Annotated in this window: 15 protein-coding genes and 1 other RNA gene; 14 read left to right on the forward strand and 2 right to left on the reverse strand. The window is 59.1% G+C overall.

From position 1 onward, the window contains the following. Positions 1 to 78 precede the first annotated feature (78 nt). The 5 genes from ACSBQS_RS00905 (at position 79) to amtB (ending at position 6,118) form a co-directional block, all read left to right on the forward strand. The gene (locus ACSBQS_RS00905) at positions 79 to 540 is read left to right on the forward strand and encodes an Lrp/AsnC family transcriptional regulator (protein ID WP_004940330.1); all 462 of its coding nucleotides are present in this window, start codon (positions 79 to 81) and stop codon (positions 538 to 540) included. 92 nt (positions 541 to 632) lie between these two features. Further along, a complete protein-coding gene (smdA, locus tag ACSBQS_RS00910) occupies positions 633 to 2,408 on the forward strand; it encodes a multidrug efflux ABC transporter permease/ATP-binding subunit SmdA (RefSeq protein ID WP_033642081.1) in 1,776 nt (591 codons plus the stop codon). After that, positions 2,401 to 4,179, forward strand: coding sequence for a multidrug efflux ABC transporter permease/ATP-binding subunit SmdB (gene smdB, locus ACSBQS_RS00915; RefSeq protein ID WP_033642082.1), 1,779 nt, complete (start codon positions 2,401 to 2,403; stop codon positions 4,177 to 4,179). Before smdA ends, smdB begins: the two co-directional genes overlap by 8 nt. Before the next feature lie 278 nt (positions 4,180 to 4,457). Then, the gene (gene glnK, locus ACSBQS_RS00920; RefSeq protein ID WP_004940327.1) at positions 4,458 to 4,796 is read left to right on the forward strand and encodes a P-II family nitrogen regulator; all 339 of its coding nucleotides are present in this window, start codon (positions 4,458 to 4,460) and stop codon (positions 4,794 to 4,796) included. Between the two features lie 35 nt (positions 4,797 to 4,831). Beyond that, complete coding sequence (amtB, locus tag ACSBQS_RS00925) at positions 4,832 to 6,118, forward strand: ammonium transporter AmtB (protein WP_033642085.1); 1,287 nt, start codon at positions 4,832 to 4,834, stop codon at positions 6,116 to 6,118. Positions 6,119 to 6,208: 90 nt separating this feature from the next. Here amtB and tesB read toward each other — a convergent pair whose 3' ends face one another. Then, positions 6,209 to 7,072, reverse strand: coding sequence for an acyl-CoA thioesterase II (gene tesB / locus ACSBQS_RS00930; protein WP_197749695.1), 864 nt, complete (start codon positions 7,070 to 7,072; stop codon positions 6,209 to 6,211). 231 nt (positions 7,073 to 7,303) lie between these two features. Here tesB and ACSBQS_RS00935 point away from each other — a divergent pair, with 231 nt between their 5' ends. Continuing rightward, positions 7,304 to 7,795, forward strand: coding sequence for a YbaY family lipoprotein (locus ACSBQS_RS00935; RefSeq protein ID WP_033642087.1), 492 nt, complete (start codon positions 7,304 to 7,306; stop codon positions 7,793 to 7,795). A gap of 64 nt (positions 7,796 to 7,859) precedes the next feature. On the opposite strand, the gene ACSBQS_RS00940 is transcribed toward ACSBQS_RS00935, so the two are convergent. After that, on the reverse strand, positions 7,860 to 8,174 hold the full coding sequence (locus tag ACSBQS_RS00940; protein WP_033642088.1) for an MGMT family protein: 315 nt from the start codon (positions 8,172 to 8,174) through the stop codon (positions 7,860 to 7,862). A 156-nt stretch (positions 8,175 to 8,330) separates the two neighbouring features. Here ACSBQS_RS00940 and ffs point away from each other — a divergent pair. The 8 genes from ffs (at position 8,331) to gspF (ending at position 16,193) form a co-directional block, all read left to right on the forward strand. Then, an RNA gene (ffs, locus tag ACSBQS_RS00945) (signal recognition particle sRNA small type) lies at positions 8,331 to 8,427 on the forward strand. Between the two features lie 367 nt (positions 8,428 to 8,794). After that, positions 8,795 to 9,592: a winged helix-turn-helix domain-containing protein gene (locus tag ACSBQS_RS00950; RefSeq protein WP_047025758.1), complete on the forward strand. Its 798-nt coding sequence runs from the start codon at positions 8,795 to 8,797 to the stop codon at positions 9,590 to 9,592. After that, on the forward strand, positions 9,577 to 10,071 hold the full coding sequence (locus ACSBQS_RS00955) for a FidL-like protein (protein WP_147838724.1): 495 nt from the start codon (positions 9,577 to 9,579) through the stop codon (positions 10,069 to 10,071). The genes ACSBQS_RS00950 and ACSBQS_RS00955 overlap by 16 nt, the downstream gene beginning before the upstream one ends. A 398-nt stretch (positions 10,072 to 10,469) precedes the next feature. After that, positions 10,470 to 10,949: a winged helix-turn-helix domain-containing protein gene (locus ACSBQS_RS00960; protein WP_033642091.1), complete on the forward strand. Its 480-nt coding sequence runs from the start codon at positions 10,470 to 10,472 to the stop codon at positions 10,947 to 10,949. Positions 10,950 to 10,979: 30 nt separating this feature from the next. Then, positions 10,980 to 11,483, forward strand: a complete 504-nt coding sequence (locus ACSBQS_RS00965; protein ID WP_332107744.1) for a type II secretion system protein N — start codon at positions 10,980 to 10,982, stop codon at positions 11,481 to 11,483. 51 nt (positions 11,484 to 11,534) lie between these two features. Continuing rightward, positions 11,535 to 13,499, forward strand: a complete 1,965-nt coding sequence (gene gspD / locus ACSBQS_RS00970; RefSeq protein WP_084819342.1) for a type II secretion system secretin GspD — start codon at positions 11,535 to 11,537, stop codon at positions 13,497 to 13,499. Next, positions 13,496 to 14,992: a type II secretion system ATPase GspE gene (gene gspE / locus ACSBQS_RS00975; protein ID WP_434989474.1), complete on the forward strand. Its 1,497-nt coding sequence runs from the start codon at positions 13,496 to 13,498 to the stop codon at positions 14,990 to 14,992. The genes gspD and gspE overlap by 4 nt, the downstream gene beginning before the upstream one ends. Then, on the forward strand, positions 14,982 to 16,193 hold the full coding sequence (gene gspF, locus ACSBQS_RS00980) for a type II secretion system inner membrane protein GspF (protein ID WP_080301926.1): 1,212 nt from the start codon (positions 14,982 to 14,984) through the stop codon (positions 16,191 to 16,193). The genes gspE and gspF overlap by 11 nt, the downstream gene beginning before the upstream one ends. The last annotated feature ends 22 nt before the right edge of the window (positions 16,194 to 16,215 follow it).

The following is a 16,215-nucleotide window of genomic DNA, read 5'->3' on the forward strand; positions in this document are numbered from 1 at the left end:
CTGTCGGCAGGAAAAAAGGATTGCCATTTTCCCTGTTTAATCGCCTAATGGGAGAAAATTTTTCTCCAGGTGGCCGCTATGTTAGATAAAACAGACCGTAAGCTGCTGTGCATGCTGCAGCAAGATTGCACCCAGTCGCTGCAGGCGCTGGCCGATGCGGTTAATTTGACCTCTACGCCGTGCTGGAAGCGCCTGAAGCGTCTGGAAGACGAAGGCTATATCCGCGGCCGGGTGGCCTTGTTGGATAACGAAAAGCTTGGCCTGGGGCTGACGGCGTTCGTGCTGATCAAGACCCAGCAGCACAGCAGCGAGTGGTATCAGGCGTTTGTGCAGCTGACCAGCCAGATGCCCGAGGTGCTGGCGTTCTACCGTATGGCGGGAGAGTACGACTACCTGATGCAGGTCGAAGTGGCGGACATGAAAAGTTACGACGGTTTTTACAAGCGCCTGGTGAACGGCGTGCCGGGCCTTATCGACGTCACCTCGAGCTTTGCCATGGAAAAAATCAAATACACCACCGCGCTGCCGGTGCCGGAGTGAAAAGTTCACCGGACGAGCGGCTCAACGGTGGTATCCTGCTCCGTTGAAGCGGAAAAAGAGACAAACCTCATAAAACCCTGGAATCAAACTGCGTGAGATTATTTGCACAAATCGGCTGGTACTTCCGCCGGGAGTGGCGCCGCTACCTGGGCGCGGTGGTATTGCTGATCGTCATCGCCATCCTGCAACTGCTGCCGCCTAAACTGGTCGGCATCATCGTGGACGGCGTCACCGAAAAACAGATGTCTACCGGCGTGCTGTTGGCCTGGCTTGGGCTGATGATCGGCACCGCGATCGTCGTTTACCTGCTGCGCTATGTGTGGCGGGTGCTGCTGTTCGGCGCTTCCTACCAGCTGGCGGTCGAGCTGCGCGAAAACTTTTACCGTCAGCTCAGTCGGCAGAACCCGGCGTTCTACCTGCGCCACCGCACCGGCGATCTGATGGCGCGCGCCACCAACGACGTGGATCGCGTGGTGTTCGCCGCCGGTGAAGGCGTGCTGACGCTGGTGGATTCGCTGGTGATGGGGTTGGTGGTGCTGGTGGTGATGAGCACCCAAATCAGCTGGCAGCTGACGGTGTTGGCGTTAATCCCGATGCCGCTGATGGCGATCGCCATCAAATATTACGGCGATCAGCTGCACCAGCGCTTTAAATCGGCGCAGGCGGCGTTTTCCAGCCTCAACGATCAGGCGCAGGAAAGCATGACCAGCATCCGCATGATCAAGGCCTTCGGGCTGGAAGATCACCAATCCAACCGCTTCGCCGACGTCGCGGCGCAGACCGGCGCCAAGAACATGCACGTGGCGCGGGTGGATGCGCGCTTCGATCCGACCATTTATATCGCCATCGGCGCCTCTAACCTGCTGGCCATCGGCGGCGGCAGCTGGATGGTGGTGAACGGTTCGCTGACGCTCGGGCAACTGACCAGCTTTGTGATGTACCTCGGCCTGATGATCTGGCCGATGCTGGCGCTGGCCTGGATGTTCAACATCGTCGAGCGCGGCAGCGCGGCCTACAGCCGTATCCGCAGCCTGCTCGACGAGGCGCCGGCGGTGCAGGACGGCCCGCAGGCGTTGCCGGCCGGGCGCGGCGTGCTGGAGGTGGATATCCGCGCGTTCCACTACCCGGAAAACCCGCACCCGGCGCTGCATGACGTGGCGCTGACGTTGAAGCCGGGGCAGATGCTGGGGCTGTGCGGGCCGACCGGGGCCGGTAAGTCGACATTACTGTCGCTGATCCAGCGTCAGTTCGACGTCGACCAAGGGCAGATCCGCTATCACGGCCTGCCGCTTCCGCAGGTCAGGCTCGACGACTGGCGTTCGCGCCTGTCGGTGGTGAGCCAGACGCCGTTCCTGTTCTCCGATACCGTGGCGAACAACATCGCGCTGGGCCAGCCGGGGGCGACGCAGGCGCAGATTGAACAGGCGGCGCGGTTGGCCAGCGTCCATGAGGACATTCTGCGGCTGCCGCAGGGCTATGACACCGAAGTGGGCGAACGCGGCGTGATGCTGTCGGGCGGCCAGAAACAGCGCATCTCCATCGCGCGCGCGTTGCTGCTGGATGCGGAGATCCTGATCCTCGACGATGCGTTGTCGGCGGTGGACGGCCGTACCGAGCACCAGATCCTGCACAACCTGCGCAGCTGGGGGCAAGATCGCACGGTGATCATCAGCGCGCACCGGCTGTCGGCATTGACCGAAGCCAGCGAAATCCTGGTGATGCAGCACGGCGGCGTGGCGCAGCGCGGCGATCCGGCGGCGCTGGCGGCGCAGCCGGGCTGGTATCGCGATATGTACCGTTATCAGCAGCTGGAAGCGGCGCTGGACGAAGCGCCGGAAAACGGCGAGGAGGCGTTGGCCGATGAATAAAGTGCAAAAGCTGTGGCCGACGCTGAAGCGGCTGCTGGCCTACGGCTCGCCGTACCGCAAACCGCTGGGGGTGGCGGTGCTGATGCTGTGGGTGGCGGCGGCGGCGGAAGTCGCCGGGCCGATCCTGGTCAGCTATTTTATCGATAATTACGTCGCCAAAGGGCAACTGCCGCTGATGATTGTCGGCGGGCTGGCGGCGGCCTACATTCTGCTGGAGCTGCTGGCGGCGGCGCTGCACTACTTCCAGGCGCTGCTGTTCAACCAGGCGGCGGTAGGCGTGGTGCAGCGGCTGCGTACCGACGTGATGGACGCCGCGCTGCGCCAGCCGCTCAGCGCCTTCGACACGCAACCGGTCGGGCAATTGATCTCGCGCGTCACCAACGACACCGAAGTGATCAAGGACCTGTACGTGATGGTGGTCTCCACGGTGCTGAAAAGCGCCGCGCTGATCGGCGCCATGCTGGTGGCGATGTTCAGCCTCGACTGGCGCATGGCGTTAGTGGCTATCTGTATCTTCCCGGCGGTGTTCGTGGTGATGGGCATCTATCAATATTACAGCACGCCGATTGTGCGCCGGGTGCGCAGTTATCTGGCGGACATCAACGACGGTTTCAACGAAGTGATCAACGGCATGGGCGTGATCCAGCAATTCCGCCAGCAGGTGAGGTTCGGCGAGCGCATGAGCGCCGCCAGCCAATCGCACTATCTCGCGCGCATGCAGACGCTGCGGCTCGACGGTTTTCTGCTGCGGCCGCTGCTCAGTCTGTTTTCGGCGCTGGTGCTGTGCGGTTTGCTGATGTTGTTCGGCTTCAGCGGCGAAGGCGTGATTGGCGTCGGCGTGCTCTATGCCTTCATCAACTACCTGGGGCGTTTGAACGAACCGCTGATCGAGTTGACGTCACAACAGTCGATCCTGCAGCAGGCGGTGGTGGCCGGCGAACGTATTTTCGAACTGATGGATCGCAGCCAGCAAAGCTACGGCGCAGACGATCGTCCGTTGGCCGGCGGCAGCATCGACATCACCGATCTGAGCTTCGCCTACCGTGCGGATAAAAAGGTGCTGCAGCATATTTCGCTGGCGGTGCCCTCACGCGGCTTCGTGGCGCTGGTCGGCCATACCGGCAGCGGCAAGAGCACGCTGGCTAACCTGCTGATGGGCTATTACCCGGTCAGCGAAGGGGAAGTGCGTCTCGACGGCCGTCCGCTCTCCAGCCTGTCGCACCGCACGCTGCGCCAGGGCGTGGCGATGGTGCAACAGGATCCGGTGGTGATCGCCGATTCGGTGCTGGCCAACGTGACGCTGGGGCGCAACATCGATGAAGAAGCCGTCTGGCGGGCGCTGGAAACGGTGCAGCTGGCGAGTCTGGTGCGCGGCTTCCCGCAGGGTATCCATACCCGGCTGGGGGAGCAGGGCAATAACCTGTCGGTCGGACAGAAACAGCTGCTGGCGATGGCGCGGGTATTGGTGCAGGCGCCGCAGATCCTGATCCTCGACGAGGCGACCGCCAACATCGACTCGGGCACCGAGCAGGCTATCCAGCGGGCGCTGCGCGTGATCCGCGAGCACACCACGCTGGTGGTGATCGCTCACCGCCTCTCGACGATCGTCGATGCCGATTCCATTCTGGTGCTGCATCGCGGCCAGGCGGTGGAGCAGGGCAACCATCAACAGCTGCTGGCGCAGCAGGGGCGCTACTACCAGATGTATCAGCTGCAGCTGGCGGGCGAGCAGTTGGCGGAAGCGGTGCGCGACGAGAGCCAACCCGCCTGATCCCACGGGCCGCGATCGCGGCCCTTATTTTTCCCAACGCACCACAAGCAGGCAACTCCGCCAGGCTACGCCCCCTTTCTGCACTTTTTCGACGCGACGCGCACCAAATCAGTGCGCATTATTTAACCCATTCAAGGTATCGGTACTGCACCGCGCCGCGGCGGCGCCCGCGTGCCCGCTAATCCGCTGAATCGCCATGCAAAATAAAATTTGGCACAGCCCTTGCTACATATGAGGCGTACCGGGGTGAGTTTGGGCTTAATTCGTGGAGAGGCAATATGAAGCTGGTGACCGTGGTAATCAAACCGTTCAAGCTGGAGGACGTGCGCGAGGCCTTGTCCTCCGTGGGCATTCAGGGGTTGACCGTAACCGAAGTGAAGGGCTTTGGCCGCCAGAAAGGGCACGCCGAGCTGTATCGCGGCGCCGAATATAACGTCAACTTCCTGCCCAAGGTCAAAATCGATATCGCCATCGCCGACGATCAGTTGGATGAAGTGGTTGATGTCATTAGCAAAGCCGCCTACACCGGCAAAATCGGCGACGGCAAAATTTTCGTTGCCGAATTGCAACGCGTGATCCGTATTCGCACCGGCGAAACCGACGAATCGGCACTGTAACCGCGAACTCAGTTAAGTGATGGGGATGATTGATAATGAAAAGACTGTTATCCATGTTGGGCCTGAGTTCGGTAACAATGGTTCCTTCTTTGGCCCTGGCCGCCCCGGCGGTCGCCGATAAGGCCGACAACGCCTTTATGATGATCTGCACCGCGTTGGTGCTGTTCATGACGCTGCCCGGCATTGCGCTGTTTTACGGCGGCCTGTTGCGCGGCAAAAACGTGCTGTCGATGCTGACGCAGGTCACCGTCACCTTCGCGCTGGTCTGCGTGCTGTGGGTGCTGTATGGCTACAGCCTGGCGTTCAGCGAAGGCAATGCGGTGTTCGGCGGATTCCAGACGGCGATGCTGAAAGGCATCGGCATCGACAGCGTCACCGGCAGCATCAGCCAGATGATCCACGTCGCTTTCCAGGCCTCCTTCGCCTGCATTACCGTGGCGCTGGTGGTGGGGGGCTTCGCCGAACGCATTCGCTTCTCGGCGGTGCTGATCTTCGCGATCCTGTGGTTCACCCTGTCTTACCTGCCGATCGCGCACATGGTGTGGGGCGGTGGCTATCTGGCTACCGACGGCGCGCTGGACTTCGCCGGCGGCACCGTGGTGCACATCAACGCCGCCAGCGCCGGGCTGATCGGCGCCTATCTGCTCGGCAAACGCGCCGGCTTCGGTAAAGAGGCGTTCAAACCGCATAACCTGCCGATGGTGTTTACCGGCGCCTCCATCTTGTATATCGGCTGGTTCGGCTTTAACGCCGGTTCCGCCAGCGCGGCTAACGGCATTGCGGCCTTGGCATTCCTGAACACTGTGGTGGCTACTGCGGGCGCCATTCTGTCCTGGACCTTTGCCGAGTGGGTGCTGCGCGGCAAGCCTTCGTTGCTGGGCGCCTGCTCCGGCATGATCGCCGGGCTGGTTGCCGTTACGCCGGCGGCGGGCACCGTGGGCGTGGGCGGCGCGTTGATCATCGGCCTGGTGGGGGGCGTCGCCGGCCTGTGGGGCGTAGTGACGTTGAAGAAATGGCTGAAAGTGGACGACACCTGCGACGTGTTCGGCGTGCACGGCGTGTGCGGCATCGTCGGCTGTCTGCTGACCGGCGTGTTCACCGCTTCTTCCCTCGGCGGCACCGGCTATGCCGAAGGGGTGACGATGGGGCATCAGGTGTGGATCCAGCTGCTGAGCGTCGTGATTACGCTGGTGTGGTCAAGCGTCGCCGCCTTTATCGCCTTCAAGATCGCGGGCGCGATGGTGGGGCTGAGAGTGCCGGAAGAGCAGGAGCGCGAAGGGTTGGACGTCAACAGCCACGGCGAGAGCGCCTACAACCAGTAAGACTCGAAGCAGGGCAGTGCGCTAAATACGAAAATAATGATGAAGCAAAAAGGGGCGATGGAAACATCGCCCCTTTCTTTATGCCGCAAATCAGGCGTCGCGTTGGCGAATCACCCCTTCCTGTACGGTGGTGGCGACCAGCACGCCGTCGCGGGTGTAGATCTGGCCGCGCACAAAGCCGCGTGCGCCGGAGGCGGAGGAGCTTTCCACCGCGTACAGCAGCCAATCATCCATGCGGAACGGGCGGTGGAACCACATCGAATGGTCGATGGTGGCCACCTGCATGCCCGGCTCGAGGAAGCCGACGCCGTGCGGCTGTAGCGCCGTCGGCAGGAAGTTAAAGTCCGATGCGTAGCCCAGCAGATATTGGTGGATGCGCGCATCGTCCGGCATGCTGCCGTTGGCGCGGAACCACACGTAGCGATGCGGTTCTTCCACGCTGCCCTTCAACGGGTTGTGGAATTTCACCGGGCGCATTTCGATCGGCTTCTGACCGATAAATTTTTCGCGTACTTTGGTCGGCAACATCGGCGCCAGCTTCTGAGCAATCTCTGATTCGGACAGCAGCCCTTCCGGCGGCGGCACGTCCGGCATCTGGTTCTGGTGCTCGAAACCTTCTTCCGAGCTCTGGAAGGAGGCGGTCATATAGAAGATAGGTTTGCCGTGCTGGATGGCGCTGACGCGACGGGCGCTGAAGCTGTTGCCGTCGCGCAGGGTTTCTACGTCGTAGACGATCGGCTTGCTGCTGTCGCCCGGACGCAGGAAGTAGCTGTGGAACGAGTGCACGCTGCGCTCGTCCGGCACCGTCTGTTTGGCGGCGTACAGCGCCTGGCCGACCACTTGCCCGCCGAACACCTGACGCAGCCCCAGATCTTCGCTTTGGCCGCGGAACAGCCCTTCTTCGATTTTCTCCAGATCCAACAGATCGAGGAGGTTTTGCAATGCCTGGCTCATAAAATTGTTACCTTTCTAATAATCATTTTGCGCAGTGTGCGGAATATCACGGCGCGGCGTCAATATCTTGCGTTAAAGGGCCGATGAGAATGCTCTTAATAGTGAGCGCATTGGGCTGGCTAAGTGATTAATAGGCGGGGCAAAGTGGATTTATCAGTGTTTTGTGCTAAGTTTAATGAGTGAGGTGGTGAAAGCCACCAACGTGTTGATAATAAAAAAGGAGACCGATCCATGAAACTCTGGCAAATCGTAGGCGGTGCCGCAGCACTGACGATCACGCTGGCAGGATGCGCGCAAAAGAGTGCTGATGTGCCTACACCGGCGGCCGGCAACCCGGCGGCTGCGCAAACGCAGATTCAGGGGCCGGCGGTGACAGGTTCGGTTAATATACGTCAGCGCATTGCGCTGCCGCCGGACGCCGTACTGACTGTCACCCTCTCTGATGCCTCGCTGGCGGATGCGCCGTCCAAAGTGATTGCACAGCGCGCGATACGTACCGAAGGGCAACAAGCGCCGTTCAACTTTACGCTGCCGTACAACCCGTCTGATATCCAACCGAATGCGCGCATCATTCTGAGCGCGGCGGTGACGGTCAACGGGCGACTGATGTTCATTACCGACACGATCCAGGAAGTGGTTAACCGCAACGGCACCCGCGCCGATCTGCTGCTGGTTCCGGTGCAGGGCGTGCCGATGCAGGCTGCGCCAAGCGCGATGCAGTAATTCTGCTGCGGTACGGCAAGACCCAATCAACAGCCTTTGCGCTTCGGCCAAAGGCTGTTTTGTTTTACCAGCGCCAGCCGTAGCGATCGAAATCGACCGTGCTGTGCGGGCCGAAAATAATCCCCTCCGCCAGCAATGCCTGCCGTTGCCGTTGAAAATCCTCCCCCTGTTGCGAGATTTGCCCGTGCCGGTTGATTACGCGGTGCCACGGCAGCGTGCTGCCTTCCGGCAAACGCCGCAGCACGCCGCCGACCTGACGCGCGGCGCGCGGCGAACCGGCCAGACGGGCGACTTCACCGTAGGTGGTGACTTTGCCGTACGGAATAGCGGCCACGATATGGAATACCCGCTGGCTGAAAGAGGCGTCTTCTGGTTGCATGTTGCAGTTCCTGCGCGAGTCAAAACCCAGGCGGAGAGTGTGCCACAATGCAGGTGGGCAAGAAAACAGCGGTTGGCCCGGGTTGGCTTGCTATTTGATGGGGCATCGCCGATAATGCCCACCGCTTCGGAGTACAGAAGCCGTCAATGGGGGCCCTGTTGGTTCTCCCGCAACACTAACTTGTGAACTCGGTCAGGTCCGGAAGGAAGCAGCCGCAGCAGGTGACGTGTGTGCCGGGATGTAGCTGGCAGGGTCCCCACCCATTTGCGTCCCGCAAAACGCTCTTCCCCATTATTCATCAAGTCGATACGCTGAACAGGCGTTACTTGCGCACCTCGCGATCGCGAAGCGTGTCCTCTGCACCGTTTTAGCCTTTATCCCCCTGATAGAAATGTATTGTTGCCAACAGATCCGATGACGGCGAAAAAATAACGCGTATACCGCCATTTGTGGGACAAATAAGGATGGAGAGATGGGGAAAATTCTTAAAGTTGCGCACCTGTTGGGATGACGTTAGTATTGTTTTTTCTCTGTGCAAAAAAACTATCCGCGCTTAGCGGCGGTCGTCGAACTGGCTCAATAAGTTTAAATAATAACCCGTGTGCGCTGTCAGGCTAAACATGATTTATATCATTGATAAAGATATTACATTTAATACTGAAAACGGTTCATTGAAAAGTTTAAAGAAGGGGCGGGAAGTTTTCTTATCCAGCGTCAATGCCAGAGTATTCAAATGCTTGCTTGAACACGGCCATGAGACGGTGAGCCGCGAGACGCTGTTGCAGCAGGTTTGGACCGATCACGGCTTGAGCGCCTCTTCCGCGACGTTAAATCAATATATCAGCCTGACCCGACGCGCATTGACGTCTGTCGGTTTCAACGAGCGCCTCATCGTTACCCTATCCAAAAAGGGGTATAGACTTAATCGAATAATACCTGTCGACCGACTGCGGATTGATTTACCCGAGCCCCCTCAGCTTGCCGATGCCACGGTGACGTTGGCGTCACCTGCCGCAACGACAAAAAACACCTATCATTATTTTTTTATTCTGCTGCGCAGTTTATCGATCGTCGTACCCTTATCTTTTCTGGCGCTGTGCTTCATCTATTACAAGCACCATCGCGACAGTGAAAAGAAGCAGGTATTGTCCTACGTCGGCACGGTGAACGGTTGCCCGATCTACTATGCCGGCCATTTTTTGGCGAATCACCAGGACGGTTACTTGCAGTTTCTGGTCAGGAAAGATTTGTATGGCCGACATTGTCGATCCGGCGAGGTCGTCATTACCAAGGTTAACCGTTCTCAAAATGCCAATGAAGACAGCGGACGCCAGTTTATCGCCAAATGCACGAAGGACAGTGCGGCTGTTTTGCATAACTGTGAGAGCGAGTACATTCGGGCATGGAAAAAAAGTTAAATATTCTGTCAGCCACGCTGGTCGGCCTGTGCGTGTTGACCGGCAGCGTGATGTATTCCCTGATACGCAGCCATCATGACTTCAGTGATTTTTCCTGTGAAGCGAACGCCACGTTCAATTATTTCAATTCACTGGACGCGCAGGCGGCTCATAACGACATTCAGCTGTCGCTGAAAATAAACTACATCTTTTTGTCCGGCGATAAGGGCGTGATGGTCCTGTCGGGGTTAGCCAACGACGGTGAAAAGAAATACTTCGTCAATCGGCGGGTTAACTTCAGCTATGTTTCGCAGGGGAGTTTTTATCGCTTTCAGTATGGCGAGGTCAACTATTCGCCGCGTGATACCTTGCCGGAAGAGATTTATACCTACTTTTTCAGCAATGAGTCGACGTTTTATCATGTTCGCAGCATTGATAAAAACACGTTGATGTTTAGCAATGCCTATTCGCCGATGTTCTTATGCAATATTGAATCCTGACGTTTACTTTATTGCCCCTCCGATAAAGATGTATTTTATTTGCCGTTTATAGCGTTCCGCCGTCTTTTTAGCGCACAACTAATAACATGAGTTATTATCGGTCATTGTCTATTTTTCGCATCACTAATCGAATTTAATGGCGGTTCACTTATTTTATAAATTCTTCTATCACCATGTTTTTAAATGACTTAATGGCTTTAGGCTTGTGTTGTTTTGTTAGATTAATTTTATATTGTTTATTTTAAATAAATAAGTTGCATGAATATTTTTAACATGATTAATTGAGCCGGCTCTTAACACGGCGAATCACTTATTTGCGTTGAAAATGCATCTGCCGCATGCGTGCAAAGGTAATGGCACAGGGAGCCTTTGGACTTCATTAAACTGATAGGCGAGAGATGGACATACATAGCATTGCCCTGAACGAGACTCTGTTGGAAAATGAGTTGGTGATCTTAAACAACAATGAAAAGACGCTGTTATTTAAAAAAGAGAATGTGCTCATCGAAATGACCGAATTGCAGCGGCGTTTCATGCTGTGCCTGTTGAGTGGCATCTATAAGAAAAATGACATTATTCGCGCAGTCTGGTTCTGCAACCATGAGACCATCAGCGACAATAACTATTATCAAATGATATTCCAATGCCGCGCTTTGCTCTCCCGCCACGGTATTCCGGGCGAGGTGATCAAAACCATTCCCCGATTTGGCGTGATGCTGAGTTTCCAGGCCTGCGAACGCGCGAATACGCGGGAGCAATGCTTGGCGCCGGCGGCTAATAAACAGCGGCGAACGTGGCTGGACGCCGTGAATTATAAAGTGGCGCTGGCCATCACGCTGCTGTTTTCCGTGGCGATGGTGTTGGGCATTTCCGCTTAGCGTTGGCGCCGTTGAATAACCGGGGGGCCAGTGAGCAAGCGGTTGATAGACTTTTTTATTCTACTTTTCTTCCTGGCTAATTTGACGTTCATGCTTTCTCAGGTGTGGCGAATGATAACCGTGAATAACGAACCCGTTGAGCCGCACCTTGAAAGTGGGCGTGAGCAAGTGCGCCATGGCGTCTTTCCCCAGGAAGATGACATCGAGAAAATTAACGACGCAAACTGGTTTGGCCGCTATCAGGCGGCGAAAAGCGGCGAAAAGGCGCGCGGGTATAAGGTCGGGGAGTGGGCGATCGGCGCCGAGCTGCTGGCTAACGCGCCGGAGGCCGCTGCGCTCGGCAAGATAACCGGTCTGCTGTTCAGTGATAACGCCGAAAAAAGCCTGGTTATCGTGGAACATGGCGGTAAGCAAACCGGGTATGGCGTTGGCGATCGGCTGGTCGGCAGCAATGCCGTTATCGTGCGGATATTAAAAAACAAAATACTGCTCGATGAAAACGGTTATTACGCCGCGCTGACGTTTAAAGAGTAGCCGGCGCGCCGCTTCGGCGTGGGGTGTTTTACAGCATAAGGCAACACTGTGATGACGCATTTTATTTTTCGTTCCCGCGCAGGCTGGAGCGCCGGTTTATGGCGCGCGTTAGCGGCGGTGGCCGTCATGATTGCCCTGGGGGGCCTGGCGCGTGCGGAGCAATTCTCCGCCAATTTCAAAGGCACGGACATTCAGGAATTTATCAATACGGTCAGTAAAAACCTGAGCAAGACCATCATTATCGATCCGGCGGTGAAAGGTAAGGTTACGGTGCGCAGCTACGAACAGCTCGACGAGAAGCAATATTACCAGTTCTTTCTCAATGTGCTGGACGTCTACGGCTATACGGTCATCGGCATGCCCAACAATGTCCTGAAGGTGATCGCCGCCAAAGAGGGAAAAAGAGCCGCGCTGTCGCAAAGCGGCGGCGAGGCGATCGCCGAAGGGGATGAAGTGGTGATGCGCGTGGTGCCGCTGCGCAATATCGCGGCCAAAGACGTTTCGCCGATCTTGCGCCAGCTTAACGACAGCATCGGCGTGGGCAGCGTGGCGCATTACGAGCAGGGCAATGCGCTGTTGATCACCGGCCGAGCCGGGGTAGTCAACGGCCTGCTCGACCTTGTGAGGGAGATGGATCAGGACGACGGCAATCAGGTTGAGACCTTCGCGCTGAAGCATGCGGCGGCGCCGGAGATCGCGCGGATGGTGAACGAACTGTTTCGCGAAGAGGGCAAACGGCGTATGGCCGGGGCAGGCTCGCTGCGGCTGGTGGCGGATGAGCGCACCAACAGCGTGATGATCGCCGGGGACGATCGGGCCCGCGAACACGCCAAAGAACTGATTGAGCAGTTGGATAACAAGAGTGTCACCCAAGGCAATACCCAGGTCATTCCGCTCAAATACGCCAAGGCGCAGAGCCTGGTCGAGGTGCTGACCGGCGTGAGCGCGGGCCTGCAAAACGAGAAAGAGAGCGCCGCCGCCAACGTGGCGCTGTTGAAAAATGTGGTGATCAAGGCCGATGAGCAGACCAATGCGCTGATCATCACCGCCGCGCCGGACGTGATGCGCGATCTGGAGGCGGTGGTCGCCAAGCTGGATGTACGGCGCGCGCAGGTGCTGGTCGAAGCGGTGATCGTCGAGGTGCAGGATGGGCAGGGGCTGAACATCGGCGTGCAGTGGGCCAACAAATACGGCGGCGGCACGCAGTTCGCCGGCCAGGCGCCCGGCATCTCGGCGGGGTTCGAAAACGGCATGAGCGATGTGTTCGGCAAGGCCAACGGCCTGATGACCGGTTTCTACAGCGGCAACTGGGGCGTATTGCTGTCCGCCATCGCCAGCAACAATCAAAACAATATCCTGGCTACGCCGAGCATCGTTACGCTCGATAACGCCGAGGCGGAGTTCAGCGTCGGGCAGGATGTGCCGATCCTCACCGGTTCGCAAACCACCAACAGCGATAACGTCTTCAATACCGTGTCGCGCAAAACGGTGGGCATCAAGCTCAAGGTCAAACCGCAGATCAATCAGGGCCAGTCCGTGCTGATGCAGATCGAGCAGGAGGTCTCCAGCGTTGCCGACAGCGCCGGCGCCACGCCGGATTCGCTGGGGGCGACCTTCAATATCCGCACGGTCAACAATACGGTACTGGTGGACAGCGGTGAGACCGTGGTGGTGGGCGGACTGCTGGACAAGTCCAACTCGGAGCTGGAGAGCAGCGTGCCGATCCTGGGCAAGATCCCGCTGGTGGGGGCGCTGTTTCGCTCGAACGCCTCCAAAGCGAGCAAGCGTAATTTGATGCTGTTTATCCGCCCGACCATCATTCGCAGCTCCGAGGGGTATGCCCGGCAGAGCCAACGCAAGTTAGGCAAGTTCGACGCCGAGCAGCAGGACGATCGTGAGCTGAATAACGCACTGCGCAGCGAGATCGCCGGCGATAAGAAGGCGATCGACAATCGGGCGTTCCTCGCCACCGTCGCGCGTATCGAGGCGTTTTATTCGCGCGGAGCGCGCCCGTGAAGCCCCGTTCTGCGGGGCCGCGGCTGCCTTTTGGCTGGGCGCGGCAGCATGGCGTGCTGGCCGTCGACGGGCAGAGCGGCATTCAACTGTATTGTCATCCCGAGACCCGCCACGCCGCGTTGATGGAGGCGTACCGCTGCCTGCCCGGTGAGCCGACGCTGGCCCGGCTGGACACGGAGGCCTTTGAACAACGGTTGGTGGCGCACTATCAGCGGGAAAGCGGTCAGGCGCAGAAAATGATCGACGATCTGGGCGGCGAACTGGATTTCTATGCGTTGGCGGAAGAGCTGCCGCAGCAGCAAGACCTGTTGGACGAACAGGACGATGCGCCGATTATCCGCCTGATTAACGCCTTGCTGAGTGAGGCGATCAAAGAGCGCGCCTCCGATATTCACATCGAAACCTACGAGAGTGAGCTGGTGATCCGTTTTCGCATCGACGGCGCGCTGCGCCGCATTCTGGCGCCGCAGCGCAAGCTGGCGGCGCTGCTGGTGTCGCGCATCAAGGTCATGTCGAAGCTGGATATCGCCGAGAAGCGCGTGCCGCAGGATGGGCGCATGGCGCTGAAGGTTGGCGGACGGGCGATCGACGTGCGGGTGTCGGTGATGCCGGCCAGCCACGGCGAGCGCGTGGTCATGCGCCTGTTGGATAAACAGGGCGTGCGGCTCGAACTGCCCAGCCTGGGCATGGCGGCGGCGCATCAACAGGCGTTGCTGCGCCTGATCCGCCAGCCGCACGGCATTATTCTGGTCACCGGCCCGACCGGTTCGGGCAAGAGCACCACGCTCTATACCTTGCTGAACCAGATCAATGACGAACAGCGCAACATCATGACGATCGAAGATCCCGTCGAGTATGAACTGGCCGGCATCGCGCAGACGCAGGTGAACCCCAAGGTGGACATGACCTTCGCGCGCGGGCTGCGCGCGCTGCTGCGTCAGGATCCCGATGTGGTGTTGATCGGCGAGATCCGCGACGGTGAAACGGCGCAGATCGCGGTGCAGGCCTCATTGACCGGGCATCTGGTGCTGTCGACCCTGCATACCAACACGGCGATCGGCGCCGTGACCCGGCTGCGGGACATGGGCGTTGAACCGTTTTTGCTTTCCAGCTCGCTGAGCGGCGTGTTGGCGCAGCGCCTGGTGCGCCGGCTTTGCCCGCACTGTCGCGAGCCTTATGCGCTGCCTGACGCGCAGCGGCGCCAACTGGGGCTGGCGTCGACGCAGGCGCTGACCTGTTGGCGCCCGATAGGATGCGAGGCCTGCGGCGGGCAGGGCTATCGCGGCCGAATCGGTTTGCATGAACTGTTGGTGCTGGATGAACCGATGCGCAGGGCAATCCACCGTAGCGACGGTGAGCTGGACATCGCCAGGCTGGCCGGGGAGCGCTATCAGCCGCTGTGCCAGGATGGGATCGCCAAAATGTGCGCCGGAGAGACCAGCCTGGAAGAAGTGTTGCGGGTGACGCGCGAAGGGGATGGCGATGAAGTTTGATTATCGCGCCTGCGATCGTGAGGGGCGCGCCCGGCGTGGCGTGTTGGAGGCGGATTCTCTGCGCCAGGCCCGAGATCGGTTGCGTGAGAAGGGGTGGCAGGTGCTGGCGGTGCAGGCGCGCAGGCGATCCGCTCTTGCCGGCCTGCTCGCCGGCCGTTGGATGGGCGGCGTGAGCAGCGGCGATCTGGCGCTGCTCACCCGGCAACTGGCGACGCTGCTGTCTGCCGCGCTGCCGCTGGAAGAGGCGCTGATGGCGGTGGCGCGGCAAACGGAGAAAAAAGGCCTGCAGGCGGCGTTGACTCAGGTGAGGCAGCGCATTCTGGAGGGTTTCCCGCTGGCGCAGGCGCTGGGGCAGTATCCGCAGATTTTTGACCGTCTCTATTGCGCCATGGTGGCGGCCGGTGAGATTGCCGGCCATCTGGGGCCGGTGCTGGAACGGCTGGCTGACTATGTCGAACAGCGCCAGCACATGAAGAACAAGATCGTGCAGGCGTTGGTGTACCCGATGGTGCTGACGGCGGTGGCGATTGGCGTGGTGGCTATCTTGCTGACGGCAGTGGTGCCGAAGGTGATCGAACAGTTTGTGCATATGAAGCAGACCTTGCCGCTGTCGACCCGGATGCTGCTCGGCGCCAGCGACGGATTGCGCCAATGGGGGGCGGCGGTGTTGATGGCGGCGCTGGCGGGCCTTGGCGCTTTCCGTTATCGCCTGCGGGATCCGGCGCGGCGCGCACGCTGGCATGCGTTCATCCTGCGGCTGCCGGTGGTCGGCAAGCTGTCGCTGGCGGTGAATACCGCGCGCTACGCCAAAACGCTGAGCATTTTGAACGCCAGCGCCGTGCCGTTGCTGGAGGCGATGCGCATCAGCGCCGGCGTGTTGGGTAACGAGGCCGCCCGTGAGCGCCTGCTGGCGGCGATGGAGCGAGTGCGAGAGGGGGAAGGATTGTCGCCGTCGCTTGAAGGCACCGCGCTGTTCTCGCCGATGATGCGACACATGATCATGTCCGGCGAGCGCAGCGGCGAACTGGACATGATGCTCGAACGGGCGGCGGCGATGCAGCAGGAGGCCTTCAGCCGGCAAATCACGCTGGCGCTGGGGCTGTTTGAGCCTTTATTGGTGATCGCGATGGCCGGTTCGGTGCTGTTTATCATTCTGGCCATCCTGCAGCCGATATTGCAGCTCAATAATATGGTCGGCTAATCATGCCGTTAATGGAGAGTAA

Source organism: Serratia sp. H402Y (genome assembly GCF_051172415.1).
Classification (GTDB): Bacteria; Pseudomonadota; Gammaproteobacteria; order Enterobacterales; family Enterobacteriaceae; genus Serratia; species Serratia ureilytica.